This is a genomic window from Microbacterium sp. ZW T5_45 (genome assembly GCF_044987415.1).
Taxonomy (GTDB): Bacteria; Actinomycetota; Actinomycetes; order Actinomycetales; family Microbacteriaceae; genus Microbacterium.
Map to the genome: position 1 here is coordinate 1 of NZ_JBJDRJ010000032.1, position 12539 is coordinate 12539.

The window sequence follows — 12539 nt, forward strand, 5'->3', positions numbered from 1 at the left end:
CCGCCCCGACACGCCGGTCGCGGCATCCGTTTCCCGGCGCGTCCGAGCCGCGTGCGAAAAGTCGGAGAATCCTCGCGACGCGCCGGGAAACGGATGCCGCGACCGGCGTGTCGGGGCGGAACTCCGACTTTTCGCACCGCCGAGCACGTGCCGGCGCGCGCGCCGCACCCGCCCGCGCCCCGAGACGCAGAAGAGGCGGATGCCGCAGCATCCGCCTCTTCTGGACTATCTCTTCCGAACGATCGGAGGTCACTCCCCGCTGGCGACCGCCAGGTCGGGGGTTCCGGAGATCGACGTACCCGTGTTGACGCCGACCGAGACCTTCTCGCCGCGGGGGCCGTGGTCGAACAGGAACTGTCCGTCCGCAGCATCCACCTTGACGTGGTCACCCGAGTTGAGCTCGCCGTGCAGGATCTTCTCCGACAGACGGTCCTCGATCTCGTGCTGCATCGCGCGACGCAGCGGACGGGCACCCAGTGACGGGTCGAACCCGATCTCGATCAGGCGCTCCTTGGCAGCCTGCGAGAGCTCGATCGTCATGTCGCGGTCCAGCAGACGCTCGCTGAGGCGCTTCGTGAACAGATCGACGATCTGGATCAGCTCCTCCTTGTTCAGCTGCGGGAACACGATGATGTCGTCGACACGGTTCAGGAACTCGGGCTTGAAGTGCCGCTTGAGCTCCTCGTTCACCTTGCCCTTCATCCGCTCGTAGGTCGTCGCGTTGCTGCCCTCGATCTGGAAGCCGACGGGACCGCCGGCGATGTCACGCGCACCGAGGTTGGTGGTCATGATGATGACCGTGTTCTTGAAGTCCACGATCCGACCCTGGCCGTCGGTGAGGCGACCCTCTTCGAGGATCTGCAGCAGCGAGTTGAAGATGTCCGGGTGGGCCTTCTCGATCTCGTCGAACAGCACCACGCTGAACGGCTTGCGACGCACCTTCTCGGTGAGCTGCCCGCCCTCTTCGAATCCGACGAATCCGGGAGGGGCACCGAACAGACGAGAGACGGTGTGCTTCTCGCCGAACTCGCTCATGTCGAGCGAGATGAGAGCGGCCTCATCGTCGAACAGGAACTCGGCGAGCGCCTTGGCGAGCTCGGTCTTTCCGACACCCGTGGGGCCGGCGAAGATGAACGAGCCCGAGGGCCGCTTCGGGTCCTTCAGACCGGCACGCTGACGGCGGATCGTCTTGGAGAGGGCGGCGATCGCCTCCTCCTGACCGATGACGCGCTGGTGCAGGGCCTTCTCCATGAAGACGAGTCGCGAGGACTCCTCTTCCGTGAGCTTGAAGACCGGGATGCCGGTGGCCTGTGCGAGCACCTCGGCGATCAGGCCTTCGTCGACGACCGCGGAGGTCGCGACGTCACCCGAACGCCACTGCTTCTCGAGACGCAGGCGCTCGGCGAGGAGCGACTTCTCCTCATCGCGGAGCGACGCCGCCTTCTCGAAGTCCTGCTCCTCGGAGGCCTGCTCCTTCTGCTCGCGGACCTTGGCGATCTTCTCGTCGAACTCGCGCAGCTCGGGCGGCGACGACAGGATCGACAGACGCAGGCGCGCGCCGGCCTCATCGATCAGGTCGATGGCCTTGTCCGGGAGGAAGCGGTCCGAGACGTAGCGGTCTGCGAGGTTCGCCGCGGCGACGATCGCGCCGTCGGTGATCTGCACCTTGTGATGCGCCTCGTAGCGGTCGCGCAGCCCCTTGAGGATGTTGATCGCGTGCGGCAGCGTGGGCTCGTTCACCTGGACGGGCTGGAAGCGGCGCTCGAGCGCAGCATCCTTCTCGAAGTGCTTGCGGTACTCGTCGAGCGTGGTCGCACCGATCGTCTGCAGCTCGCCACGGGCGAGGAGCGGCTTCAGGATGCTGGCGGCGTCGATCGCGCCTTCGGCGGCACCCGCACCGACGAGGGTGTGGATCTCGTCGATGAAGACGATGATGTCGCCGCGGGTGCGGATCTCCTTGGTGACCTTCTTCAGGCGCTCCTCGAAGTCTCCGCGGTAGCGGGAACCGGCGATGAGCGAGCCGAGGTCGAGCGAGTAGAGCTGCTTGTCCTTCAGCGTCTCGGGCACATCGCCCTTGACGATGGCCTGCGCGAGACCCTCGACGACGGCGGTCTTGCCGACGCCGGGCTCGCCGATCAGGACGGGGTTGTTCTTGGAACGGCGGGAGAGGATCTGCATGACCCGCTCCGCCTCCTTCTCACGACCGATGACCGGGTCGAGCTTGTTGTCGCGTGCGGCCTGCGTGAGGTTGCGTCCGAACTGGTCGAGCACGGCCGAGCCGCCCTGCGTACCGGCCGGGGTGTCGTTGCTCTGCGCGCCGACGGCCGCGGGCTCGCGACCGGGGGCTCCGGAGAGCAGCTGGATCACCTGCTGGCGGACCTTGTTCAGGTCGGCACCCAGCTTCACGAGGACCTGGGCTGCGACACCCTCGCCCTCGCGGATGAGACCGAGCAGGATGTGCTCGGTGCCGATGTAGTTGTGGCCGAGCTGCAGGGCCTCGCGGAGGCTGAGCTCGAGCACCTTCTTGGCGCGCGGCGTGAACGGGATGTGGCCGGTCGGCTGCTGCTGACCCTGGCCGATGATGTCCTGCACCTGCTCGCGGACGGCGTCAAGAGAGATGCCGAGGCTTTCGAGCGCCTTGGCGGCGACGCCTTCGCCCTCGTGGATGAGACCGAGCAGGATGTGCTCGGTGCCGATGTAGTTGTGGTTGAGCATCTTCGCCTCTTCTTGGGCGAGGACGACCACACGACGGGCTCGGTCCGTGAATCTCTCGAACATTGTTGACTCCTTGGTTCGTTCCCCGAATACACGAGGTCGAAGCGCTGTTACATCGAGAGTAACCACCGGGCGGATGACGTATGCCCGTGTTCGCCGTGGGCATACCGGGGGTGACACGGTGCGACGCACGTTGACAGTGTTTATCGATTGTCGTTATGTTAACGAAAATCGATAAACAGATCTTCGGGAGGCGATGATGACCACGACATCGGCGACACTGCACAAGGCCGACAGCGCAGCGCTCCGCGTCGTCGCCTGGCTGGCCGCGGCGGCGTTCGCCGTCACCACCGTCGGGCTGATCGTGACCATCGCCGCGATCCTTCTCGGAGGGGAGACGACGGTGACCGGCAGCGCCAGTTCCCTGGCCCCCTCCGCCCCTGTCGTCACCGCCTTGACAGGTGGGCCGGTCAGCGCTGTGGCGGCGACCGTTGACGTGACCGTGCACGACGCGCCGCCGTCGGTGCGCGCTCCACTCGTCGCCGCAGCTGTCACCGGTGCCCTCGTGCCCCTGAGCGTCTCGGCCGTCATCTTCTTCCTCGGACGCCAGCTCGCTCAAGGGCGCATCCGGCGCCAGCTCGGATTCGGTGCCGCGTTCCTCGCCGTGGCCACCTTCGCCAGCGCGCTGTTCACTCCGTTCCTGAACGCGGTCGCCAGCACGGAAGCACTGAAGCTCGGCCCCGCCGGAGCCGACGCCCCCTTCTCGTTCGCGCTCTCGGGTGACGACGTGGCTCTTCCGACGCTGTTGCTCGTGCTCGGCGCCACTCTCTTCGTCAGCGAGCGCCTTCAGAAGGACACGGAGGGGCTCGTCTGATGAGCGTGACGAATGAGTTGTGGCCCTCACTGAGCGGCATCCTGGTGTCGCTCGCCGCGATCGCGGTGATCACCGGGCTCGTCGTCTGGCGCGGAAGACGACGCGGCAGCACGACGATCGCTCTGGACGCCGCGCTCACCGTCGCGGCAGCATGGACGATGTTCGCCGCCGCGGGCGCGGTGTTCACGATCGTCAAGGTGTTCGCGGTCGACTTCGCGGAGTTCCACGGGCCGACCGCCGTCTACGTCGACTGGCCTGCCGCCCTTCCGTGCTCGGAGTTCGGCAGCAGCGGGATGCTGACGTGCGGCGGCACGAACCTGTCGGACTTCACGATCAGCGGTGCGTCGCTCGGGCTCCGGATGCTGGCCGGCGCGGCGATTCTGAGCACGCAGGTTCTCACCGCTGCACCGGCGGCGATGCTCGCGGCGATCTGCTTCCAGACGCTGCGAGGGCGGGCGTTCTCGACCACCGTCACCCGCACACTGACCGTCGGCGCGATCACGGTGCTGGTGGCGGGGGTGGCATCCGATCTGCTGAGCGGGATCGCGGCGACCGAGGCGCTGCGCGCGGTTCTCGATCCCGAGTCGCCCTGGTATCCGCACTATTACAACCTCTCGCTGACGCCGTTGCCGTTCGTCGGCGCGCTCTGCCTCGTTGCCCTCGCGGCCGTGTTCCGGCAGGGCATGCGGCTGCAGCGCGAGAACGAGGCGCTGCAGAAGGACACGGAGGGTCTGGTGTGACCCCGGCCGAGAGCGACGACGAGGCCACGGGCATCCACTGCCGCCTCGATGAGCTGCTCGAGGAGCGCGGGATGACGCTCACCGAGCTGAGCGCGCGGGTCGGCGTGAGCATCGTCAATCTGTCGGTGCTCAAGAACGACCGGGCGCGCGCGATCCGGTTCTCGACCTTGCGCGCCGTGTGCGAGGCGTTGGAATGCGAGGTGGGGGAACTGCTCGTCCTGGGATGAGCGCGCAGCCGCGCTGCGCCCGCCCAATGACCGGGAGAGGCGGACGCCCCCGTCTACAACCCCCGATCACTGAGCCGACGCAGCGAAGCGTCAGGCCCCAGCCGCCCCAGGTGGCGGCGAACCCACAGGCGCATTCAGCGGCTCGACGACGACAGCCGTGCCGTACGCGCAGATCTCGCTGAACGATCCGATCGAGCCGGCGTCGAACCGCATCGCCACGATCGCGTTCGCACCGCGCTGCTGCGCCTCGGCCCACATCCGCGACATCACGACCTGACGGCTCTCGTACATCATCTGCGTGTACTCGGGGATCTCCCCGCCGCCGAGCGCACGGAACCCCGCCGTGAACCCCTGGCCGAAGTCGGTGGAACGAACCGTGAGGCCCATGACCTCGCCGAGCACCTGCGTGATGCGGTACCCGGGGATGTCGTTCGTCGTCACCATGAACATGGCCCCATGCTGACACGGCGCCCCTGCGGCCCGCGATGGGGACATCTGCCCATCGGAATCTCCTATCCATCTGCTGTGAACCGCGTAGCGTGGGCGACATGAACATCGACCGGAAACTGCGCACCCCCAACCGCATCCTGATGGCACTGCCGATCGCCGCCCTCGCGTTCTCGCTCGCCGCCTGCAGCGGCGCGAGCCGCCCGACCGCCGACCAGGTCTCCGACGGACTGACGAAGTACCTCGAAGAGCAGGGACTCGGCGAGACCATTCCCGACACCGCGGCCGACTGCTTCGCCGGCTACCTGGTCGACTCGGACCTCAGCAACGAGACCCTCAACCACATCGCGAACGGCGACGATCTCGCCTCCAGCACCGAGGACAGCACCCTCACACAGGAGATCCTCACGGACAACGCCGAGGAATGCCTCTCCTGACGGACCGCACGACATGAAGGATGACGGATGCTCACAGCATCCGTCATCCTTCGTCATCTCCCCTCACGGAATTCCCCGACGCTCATAGCGTTGAGCGTTATGGCGTGCACTCGGCACGCGGAAATTCCTGGAGTCCCCTCAATGAGCACCACCACGCGCACCCCCAAAGCGCCTGATACCCGCGGACCCGTCCGGAAGCTGCTGACGTCGTTCGGCTTCCAGATCATCGCGGCCCTCGTCCTCGGCATCGCAGCCGGCCTGATCGCCCGCAACCTCGGCGCCACCGCTGAGGCACCGAACGGCCTCTCGGCCACACTCGACACGATCGGCAGCTCGTACGTCACGTTGCTGCGCGCCGCCGTCATCCCGCTGATCTTCTCCGCGATCGTCGCGAGCATCTCGAACCTGCGTCGCGTCCAGAACGCCGCACGCCTCGCCGGTCAGACCCTGCTCTGGTTCGCGATCACCGCCTTCGTCTCGGTGCTGATCGGAATCGCCCTCGGCCTCATCATCCAGCCGGGCTCCCGCGCCGGCGAGGGCCTGCAGGAGGGCGACCCGTACACGGTCGGCACCTGGTGGAACTTCCTCACCGGGCTGATCCCGCAGAACTTCCTCGGCCTCGCGGTCAGCACCTCACCGGGCGCGGCCGACGGCACCTTCAGCTCGAGCGTCAACTTCAACGTGCTGCAGATCATCGTCATCGCGGTCGCCGTCGGCATCGCCGCGCTCAAGGCGGGCAAGAAGGCCGAACCGTTCCTCGCGTTCACCGAATCCCTCCTCAAGGTCATCCAGCGCGTGCTGTGGTGGATCATCCGCATCGCCCCGCTCGGCACCTTCGGCCTCATCGGCGCCGCGGTCGTCAAGTACGGCTGGGAGAAGCTCGCCTCGCTCGGCTGGTTCGCGATCGCCATCTACATCGGCCTCGCGCTCGTGCTGTTCGTGGTCTACCCCGTGATCGTCCGGACCAACGGCCTGAGCATCCGCCAGTACTTCTCGGGCGTCTGGCCCGCCGTGCAGCTGGCCTTCGTCAGCCGCTCCTCGATCGGCACACTGCCCCTCACCGAGCGCGTGACCGAGCGCAACCTCGGCGTGCCCCGCTCGTACGCCTCGTTCGCCGTGCCGCTCGGCGCGACCACCAAGATGGACGGCTGCGCCGCCATCTACCCCGCGATCGCCGCGATCTTCGTCGCCCAGTTCTTCGGGATCCAGCTGGAGTGGTGGCAGTACATCATGATCGTTGTGGTCTCGGTCGTCGGCTCCGCCGCCACCGCCGGCACCACGGGCGCGATCGTCATGCTCACGCTCACCCTGTCGACGCTCGGGCTGCCGCTCGCCGGCGTCGGCCTGCTCATCGCGATCGACCCGATCCTCGACATGGGCCGCACCGCGGTCAACGTCGCGGGCCAGGCGCTGGTTCCCGCGATCGTCGCCAAGCGCGAGGGCATCCTCGATGAGGAGCTCTACAACGCGCCCCGCAAGGGCCTGCCCTTCGCCGACGACTCGGACGACTCCGACGACGACGCTCCCGAGGCGGATGCTGCGACCGGCAGGCAGCCGGTCACCACGAGCTGACCTCGCTCGAACGCAGAAGAGCGCCTCATCCCCCGCGGGTGAGGCGCTCTTCTGCGTTCTGACGCCGTCAGCGCACGCGACGGATCTCGCCGCGGGTGTCGAGCGACAGCTCCTCGGCATCCATCGCGGCGAGCATCTGGCGCATGACCTCCTCGTCGAGGTTGCCGGCGTCACGCTCGGCGAGCAGGATCTCGCGGCGCACCTGCAGCCAGCCCCGCGACAGCGCCGCGAGGTCGTCATAAGACGGCCGAGACGCAGCTTGCTCGACCTGATGCTGCGCCTCATCGGTGTCCTTCTCCACCCGGGACAACCGTTTCGCGAACGCGTCGAAGAACGACAGGTCGAGCGGACCGTGCTTCTTCTCCCACTCCACGCGCTGCGCGGCGATGTACTCCTTGCCCGCCTCACGCGTCTTGGCCTGCACGGCGGCGAGCGCCTGGGCGTCTTCCTCGTGCTCGTCATCGCTGGCGATCCCGAGACGTCTGATCAGCAACGGCAAGGTCAGTCCCTGCAGCAGAAGAGTGCCGACGGTCACGATGAAGGCCACGACGACGATCGCATGCGATGCCTCGGTGCCGAGCGTCGCGAGGTCGGCCGCGGCGAGTGCAGTGGCAAGAGTGACCACTCCGCGCATGCCTGCCCAGGAGATCACCGCGTTGTCCTTCCAGGTGAGCTGGAGTCCCGACATCCGCTCGCGCACGATCTGCGTGCGCAACTCGGAGGCGCTCTGATCACGCCACCGGCGCGATCGGCTGCGACGCTTGTCGAACTCCCCCGATTCGACGCTGCGATCCCATCGCGCCAGTCGCTTGCGGTCGAGCCGATTCGCCCATGCGTTCGCAGGATAGACGTACAGCGGACGCACGAGCAGCACGACCAGCAGCACCGCTCCCGACAGCAAGAGGATGTGTCCGACCGACTCGTCGCCGAGATCTCTGATCACGCGCGGGAACTGCAGTCCGATGTATGCGAACACGAAGCTCTCCAGCAGAAGATCGGCCGAGAGCCACAGCGGCGCCTCCTGCTGCCGGGTCGTGTAATCCGTGCGCGGGGAGTTGAAACCGACGTAGATCCCCATGGCGACCACCGCGAGCACGCCGGAACCGTTCAGATGCTCAGCAATCGCATAGGCACCGAAGGGAGCGAGCAGCCCGAAGGTGCCGATCACGACCGCGTCGTTGATGCGCATCCGCAGCTGGTGCACGCCGATGCCGAAGACGAGACCGATCACGACACCGACGACCACCGCGACGATGAACTGCCACACGCCGTCCCACACGGTCACGCTGCCTGTGCCGACTGCGCTCGTGGCGAGCAGAAGAGCGAACACCCGGTACAGCGTCAGCGAGGTCGCATCGTTGATGAGACTCTCGCCCGACAGCACGTTCATGATGCGTCGGGGCAGGCCGAGCTTGCGTCCGATCGCTGCTGCGGACACGGCATCCGGAGGGGCAACGATCGCGCCCAGCAGCAGCGCGCCCGGCAGCGTCAGTGCCGGGAGGATCAGCCAGGCGACGAAGCCGACGGCGAAAGTCGTGAGCAGCACGAGCCAGATCCCCAGCCGCTGGATCTGCGGCAGGCTGCGCTTGAAACCGACGAACGACACGTCGAGCGCCGCCGAGTACAGCAGCGGAGGCAGGACGATGTTGAGCAGGACGTGACCGTCGATATCGAGATCGGGCACGAACGGCAGGAAGGATGCTCCCAGAGCGACGACGGTGACGAGCAGGGGTGCCGGCCACCCGCGCCATCGCGCGATCGCCGCCACGACGACGCTGCCCACGAGGATGTAGAAGAGCTCCGGATCCATGCCCATTACAGTACGGCGCTCACGCCGAGGGACTGGTCAGTCCTGGCGGGGGTTCTCGGAGCCTGGCGCCTCGGCGGCTTCACGCAGCCCGGCGTTCTCGTCCTGCAGATCGAGGACGAGACGGATGCCGGCGACGTTGACACCCTCCGCGCGGAGGTCGTTCACCCGGCGCAGCCGATCGATGTCGTCGTCGCTGTACCGGCGCGTGCCTCCGGTGCTGCGAGCCGGCGCGAGCACACCCTGGGCTTCGAGACTTCGGAGCGTCGCCTCGGGCAGGCCGACCAACTGGGCCGCGACGGCGATGCCGTAGAGCGGGGTACGCGAGTCTCGATTCGTCATGCTGGGAGTTTCCTTAGTCTGACTTGCATTCTTCTTGGCGCTCGTTCTATAAAAAATCTACAGCACGTGGAGAAGATAATCTCCACCCCAAATCCGCCCCTCGGGGCCGCACGAAAGGAGACCCTCATGGCACTGTCATTCGATCCGTTCAGTCAGCTCGACCGGTTCACCGCGAGCGTGCTGGACTCCGTTCGCGCACCGCGGCTCATGCCCGTGGACCTCTTCCGCGATGGAGACCGGTACATCCTGCACGCCGATCTCCCCGGGGCAGACCCGGGATCCATCGACGTCGATCTCGACGGCTCGCAGCTCACGATCCGCGCCCAGCGCACCGCCGACTCCCGTGAAGGCGTGCGCTGGCTCGCGCGCGAACGCGGGGCGGGCTCGTTCCTGCGCCAGTTCACGCTCGGCGAGGGCGTCGACCTCGATGGCATCAGCGCCACGTACGAGAGCGGTGTGCTCTCCGTCGTCATCCCCGTCAGCGAACGGGCCAAGCCGCGTCGGATCACCGTCGAGACCTCCGAGCAGCGGCAGGCGATCGACGCATGACACCCTGATCGACGAATGACCCGCTGTGGGCGCCCGGACGATCTGCTCCGGGCGCCCACGCACCCGGGACACCCTCAGACACGAAAGGAGCTTCCCATGTCCCTCTCCCCCGAGCTCGACCGGTTCCTTCTGCAGATGGAATACCCCGCGACTCGCGACGACCTGCTGCGCGAGGCGCGACGCGATGGTCTGCGCGGCGAGGATCTCGCACGCCTCGCCGACCTGCCGGATCAGAGCTTCAGCGCGGCGTGGCGCATCCGCTACCGGATCGCGCGCGGATCGCTCGCCGATACGCTCGCGACGCGGGAACCGATCCCCGCGTAGCAATGCCCCGGGCGGACACGCACCCGGGGCGGACACGCGCCGGACTCCGTGTGAACACGCGAGACGGGGAGGACGGGAATTGCTCGTCCTCCCCGCGCGTTGGATCCGGGGTGACTGCTCTCTCGGTACTCGATCTCGTTCCCGTCCGCTCCGGCCAGACCAGCGCAGAGGCGATCACCGCCTCGTTGGGACTCGCCGAGACCGCCGACCGACTCGGGTACCGACGGTACTGGTTCGCCGAGCACCACAACATGCCTGCCGTCGCGTCGACCACTCCCCCGGTGCTCATCGCCGCAGCCGCGACCCGGACCTCGCGCATCCGTCTGGGATCCGGTGGCGTGATGCTGCCGAATCACGCTCCCCTCATCGTCGCCGAGCAGTTCGCCGCACTCGAGGCGATCGCGCCAGGGCGCATCGACCTCGGGCTCGGTCGCGCACCCGGAAGCGATCCCGTCATCACGCAGTTGCTGCGGGGCTCGGGCACCACGAGCGACGTCGACCAGTTCCCACGCCATGTGCAGGACATCGGTGCACTGTTCTCGTCCGAGGGCGCGACCCTGCGCTTCACCTCGGGCGGCGAGTACACCGTTCGCGCGACGCCCGCGGCGACCGCGGCTCCCGAGATCTGGTTGCTCGGCTCGAGCGACTACTCGGCTCAGCTCGCAGCATCCCACGGCCTGCCCTATGTCTTCGCCAACCACTTCTCGGGCCAGGGTCTCGAGCGGGCCCTCGATCTGTATCGCACGAACTACACCCCGAGCGAGGAGCACCCGGAGCCTCGCACGTTCCTCACCGTCAATGTCGTCGCCGCCCCGACACAGGAGGAGGCAGAGGCGCGCGCCCTGCCGCAGCTGCGGATGATGGCTCGTCTGCGTCTGAACCAGCCCCTCATCGCCCTGGAGACGGTCGAGCAGGCGCTGGCCGCCGAACCGGATGCCGCGACCCAGCAGGTCGTGACGGCCGCGCGCGAACGGTGGTTCGTCGGAACCGGTGAGTCGGTCGCCACCGAGATCGCTGCCTTCGCTGAGCGCCACGGTGTCGACGAGGTCATGCTCTCCCCTGTCGCCGGGGCGCTCGAATCGGAGCCGCTCGATGCCGCGACCGGCCGCGCGCAGACGTTGGAGCTCATCGCCGCCGCATCCTGAGCGCGCCACGCCCGCGAAGGGCTGTTGTTCCGCAGCGGACAGGCGTAGCGTCGGCCTCACACGGAAGGGGCTCGATGATGAGCATGACCACCACCCGCGCTCTGTGGGTCGCGTACGGATCGAACGGCGTCGTCGGCAGCATCCGCCATGATGACGAGGGCTACACCGTCACGATGGCTGGAGCGGATGCCGTCGCCGGCAGCTACCCCACGCTCGAGGCCGCGAAGGGAGCGCTGCACGTGCGGATGCGGCCGGGCAGCACTCGCCCGGAGTTCCGCGAGCACTGATCCCGGCGGCGCCCGGGCCGCCTCGCAGTCTCGACCCGTGCGGGCACGCGCCCGCCTTGTCCGCGGGTGCGGTGGTGGATCAAGAGTGTTGCGGAGACCGGCCGGGCAGCGGCATTTTCGATCCATCATCGTGTCGCCTGGGCCAGGCTGCCTCTGCGGACCACGGCTCGACGGACACGTGCCACGAACGCCCTCGGATCGTCGAGGTCGTCCTGCGTGAGGCGGATGACGATCCAGCCAAGGTCCTCCAGCGCCCGTTGACGAGCGATGTCGCGCCGCCACTGGGATCGATCGCGGCGATGACCGTCACCCTCGTACTCGATCGCGATCCGCCAGCGAGGGTAGGCGAGGTCGACCCGGGCGACGAACCGTCCCTCTTTCCGGACCACGTACTGCACATCCGGCTCCGGAAGACCGCCGTCGACGAGGAGGAGTCGGGTCTCGGTCTCCTTCGGCGACTCCACGCCCGGTCGCATTCTCGGGATGGCCCGTTTCACACGACTGCTGCCTGCGAAACGATCCCAGAGCGCGACTCTCTCGACGACGACGTCGCCGGTCACCCGCGGCCAGCGGACGTTGTCCCGCCCCGGATAGTTCGAGCTGTCCGAGATCAGCGCGTCCAACAGGATGACAATCTCGGTCTCTGTCAGTTCACCGGCGCTGCTGAGCACCGCGGCGATCGGGTCCACGACCGGTACATCCCCGAGCATCCACGTCTGTGCGCGCTCGGTGCGCAGACGCCGGCCCTCGACACCAGAGGTCCGCGGCGGCGATTGATCCTGCGGCACCGCGATCTGGAGCGGTTCGTCGGTACACCATGGCGTCGGGTGCGGTAATTCCCAGATGCGGGCCGCGGTCCGGCCGACGAAGCGCTGCCCAGGCCGCAATCGGGGAACATAGCAGTCGACGTGCGCACGGAAGGTGTCGGGCGCCGATATCGATCGCACGCCGTGAAAGGGTCGCTCCAGGTCTGCGGCATCCGCTCGCGCGCGCCCGAGGCCCAGCGTCGACGCCTTCTTGACGCTGAAGTGATCGCCGAGTTCCGCGGGGAGCGCTATTCGATGTCGCATACC

General features: G+C 67.5%; 14 protein-coding genes. 9 read left to right on the forward strand and 5 right to left on the reverse strand.

Annotated features, from left to right (window positions below):
• Window positions 1-249 precede the first annotated feature (249 nt).
• On the reverse strand, window positions 250-2778 hold the full coding sequence (locus ACI3KS_RS14870; protein WP_404919321.1) for an ATP-dependent Clp protease ATP-binding subunit: 2529 nt from the start codon (window positions 2776-2778) through the stop codon (window positions 250-252).
• A gap of 196 nt (window positions 2779-2974) precedes the next feature.
• Between ACI3KS_RS14870 and ACI3KS_RS14875 the strand changes: the two genes are divergently transcribed.
• From ACI3KS_RS14875 to ACI3KS_RS14885, 3 genes are read left to right on the forward strand one after another with little or no spacing between them, the layout of a single operon-like run.
• Window positions 2975-3589, forward strand: coding sequence for a hypothetical protein (locus ACI3KS_RS14875; protein ID WP_404919322.1), 615 nt, complete (start codon window positions 2975-2977; stop codon window positions 3587-3589).
• On the forward strand, window positions 3589-4329 hold the full coding sequence (locus ACI3KS_RS14880) for a hypothetical protein (protein ID WP_404919323.1): 741 nt from the start codon (window positions 3589-3591) through the stop codon (window positions 4327-4329). The genes ACI3KS_RS14875 and ACI3KS_RS14880 overlap by 1 nt, the downstream gene beginning before the upstream one ends.
• Complete coding sequence (locus ACI3KS_RS14885; protein ID WP_404919324.1) at window positions 4326-4556, forward strand: helix-turn-helix domain-containing protein; 231 nt, start codon at window positions 4326-4328, stop codon at window positions 4554-4556. The genes ACI3KS_RS14880 and ACI3KS_RS14885 overlap by 4 nt, the downstream gene beginning before the upstream one ends.
• Before the next feature lie 90 nt (window positions 4557-4646).
• On the opposite strand, the gene ACI3KS_RS14890 is transcribed toward ACI3KS_RS14885, so the two are convergent.
• Window positions 4647-5006, reverse strand: coding sequence for a YbjQ family protein (locus tag ACI3KS_RS14890; RefSeq protein ID WP_404919325.1), 360 nt, complete (start codon window positions 5004-5006; stop codon window positions 4647-4649).
• A gap of 98 nt (window positions 5007-5104) precedes the next feature.
• Between ACI3KS_RS14890 and ACI3KS_RS14895 the strand changes: the two genes are divergently transcribed.
• A complete protein-coding gene (locus tag ACI3KS_RS14895; protein WP_404919326.1) occupies window positions 5105-5440 on the forward strand; it encodes a hypothetical protein in 336 nt (111 codons plus the stop codon).
• Window positions 5441-5581: 141 nt separating this feature from the next.
• A complete protein-coding gene (locus ACI3KS_RS14900) occupies window positions 5582-7012 on the forward strand; it encodes a dicarboxylate/amino acid:cation symporter (RefSeq protein ID WP_404919327.1) in 1431 nt (476 codons plus the stop codon).
• A gap of 67 nt (window positions 7013-7079) precedes the next feature.
• Here the strand turns inward: ACI3KS_RS14900 and ACI3KS_RS14905 are convergent, their stop codons facing one another.
• Both ACI3KS_RS14905 and ACI3KS_RS14910 read right to left on the reverse strand, forming a co-directional pair.
• Complete coding sequence (locus tag ACI3KS_RS14905) at window positions 7080-8822, reverse strand: cation:proton antiporter (protein ID WP_404919328.1); 1743 nt, start codon at window positions 8820-8822, stop codon at window positions 7080-7082.
• A 36-nt stretch (window positions 8823-8858) separates the two neighbouring features.
• Complete coding sequence (locus ACI3KS_RS14910) at window positions 8859-9161, reverse strand: MerR family transcriptional regulator (RefSeq protein ID WP_404919329.1); 303 nt, start codon at window positions 9159-9161, stop codon at window positions 8859-8861.
• 126 nt (window positions 9162-9287) lie between these two features.
• Between ACI3KS_RS14910 and ACI3KS_RS14915 the strand changes: the two genes are divergently transcribed.
• The 4 genes from ACI3KS_RS14915 (at window position 9288) to ACI3KS_RS14930 (ending at window position 11466) form a co-directional block, all read left to right on the forward strand.
• Window positions 9288-9710, forward strand: coding sequence for an Hsp20/alpha crystallin family protein (locus ACI3KS_RS14915; RefSeq protein WP_404919330.1), 423 nt, complete (start codon window positions 9288-9290; stop codon window positions 9708-9710).
• Between the two features lie 96 nt (window positions 9711-9806).
• Window positions 9807-10034 carry a DUF2795 domain-containing protein gene (locus ACI3KS_RS14920; RefSeq protein WP_404919331.1) on the forward strand — a complete coding sequence of 76 codons (228 nt, stop codon included), beginning with the start codon at window positions 9807-9809 and terminating at the stop codon, window positions 10032-10034.
• A gap of 110 nt (window positions 10035-10144) precedes the next feature.
• Window positions 10145-11179 carry an LLM class flavin-dependent oxidoreductase gene (locus ACI3KS_RS14925; protein ID WP_404919332.1) on the forward strand — a complete coding sequence of 345 codons (1035 nt, stop codon included), beginning with the start codon at window positions 10145-10147 and terminating at the stop codon, window positions 11177-11179.
• Between the two features lie 83 nt (window positions 11180-11262).
• Window positions 11263-11466 (forward strand): methyltransferase, encoded by a 204-nt coding sequence (locus ACI3KS_RS14930; RefSeq protein ID WP_404919333.1) that lies wholly within the window; start codon window positions 11263-11265, stop codon window positions 11464-11466.
• 125 nt (window positions 11467-11591) lie between these two features.
• Here ACI3KS_RS14930 and ACI3KS_RS14935 read toward each other — a convergent pair whose 3' ends face one another.
• The gene (locus ACI3KS_RS14935; RefSeq protein ID WP_404919334.1) at window positions 11592-12536 is read right to left on the reverse strand and encodes an endonuclease domain-containing protein; all 945 of its coding nucleotides are present in this window, start codon (window positions 12534-12536) and stop codon (window positions 11592-11594) included.
• Window positions 12537-12539 lie beyond the last annotated feature (3 nt).

What these genes read in the sequence shown, in the direction of transcription:
- ACI3KS_RS14870 (WP_404919321.1), bottom strand. Translation starts at nt 2,778, where the DNA reads ATGTTCGAGAGATTCACGGACCGAGCCCGTCGTGTGGTCGTCCTCGCC.
- ACI3KS_RS14875 (WP_404919322.1), top strand. Translation starts at nt 2,975, where the DNA reads ATGACCACGACATCGGCGACACTGCACAAGGCCGACAGCGCAGCGCTC.
- ACI3KS_RS14880 (WP_404919323.1), top strand. Translation starts at nt 3,589, where the DNA reads ATGAGCGTGACGAATGAGTTGTGGCCCTCACTGAGCGGCATCCTGGTG.
- ACI3KS_RS14890 (WP_404919325.1), bottom strand. Translation starts at nt 5,006, where the DNA reads ATGTTCATGGTGACGACGAACGACATCCCCGGGTACCGCATCACGCAG.
- ACI3KS_RS14895 (WP_404919326.1), top strand. Translation starts at nt 5,105, where the DNA reads ATGAACATCGACCGGAAACTGCGCACCCCCAACCGCATCCTGATGGCA.
- ACI3KS_RS14900 (WP_404919327.1), top strand. Translation starts at nt 5,582, where the DNA reads ATGAGCACCACCACGCGCACCCCCAAAGCGCCTGATACCCGCGGACCC.
- ACI3KS_RS14905 (WP_404919328.1), bottom strand. Translation starts at nt 8,822, where the DNA reads ATGGATCCGGAGCTCTTCTACATCCTCGTGGGCAGCGTCGTCGTGGCG.
- ACI3KS_RS14910 (WP_404919329.1), bottom strand. Translation starts at nt 9,161, where the DNA reads ATGACGAATCGAGACTCGCGTACCCCGCTCTACGGCATCGCCGTCGCG.
- ACI3KS_RS14915 (WP_404919330.1), top strand. Translation starts at nt 9,288, where the DNA reads ATGGCACTGTCATTCGATCCGTTCAGTCAGCTCGACCGGTTCACCGCG.
- ACI3KS_RS14920 (WP_404919331.1), top strand. Translation starts at nt 9,807, where the DNA reads ATGTCCCTCTCCCCCGAGCTCGACCGGTTCCTTCTGCAGATGGAATAC.
- ACI3KS_RS14930 (WP_404919333.1), top strand. Translation starts at nt 11,263, where the DNA reads ATGACCACCACCCGCGCTCTGTGGGTCGCGTACGGATCGAACGGCGTC.
- ACI3KS_RS14935 (WP_404919334.1), bottom strand. Translation starts at nt 12,536, where the DNA reads ATGCGACATCGAATAGCGCTCCCCGCGGAACTCGGCGATCACTTCAGC.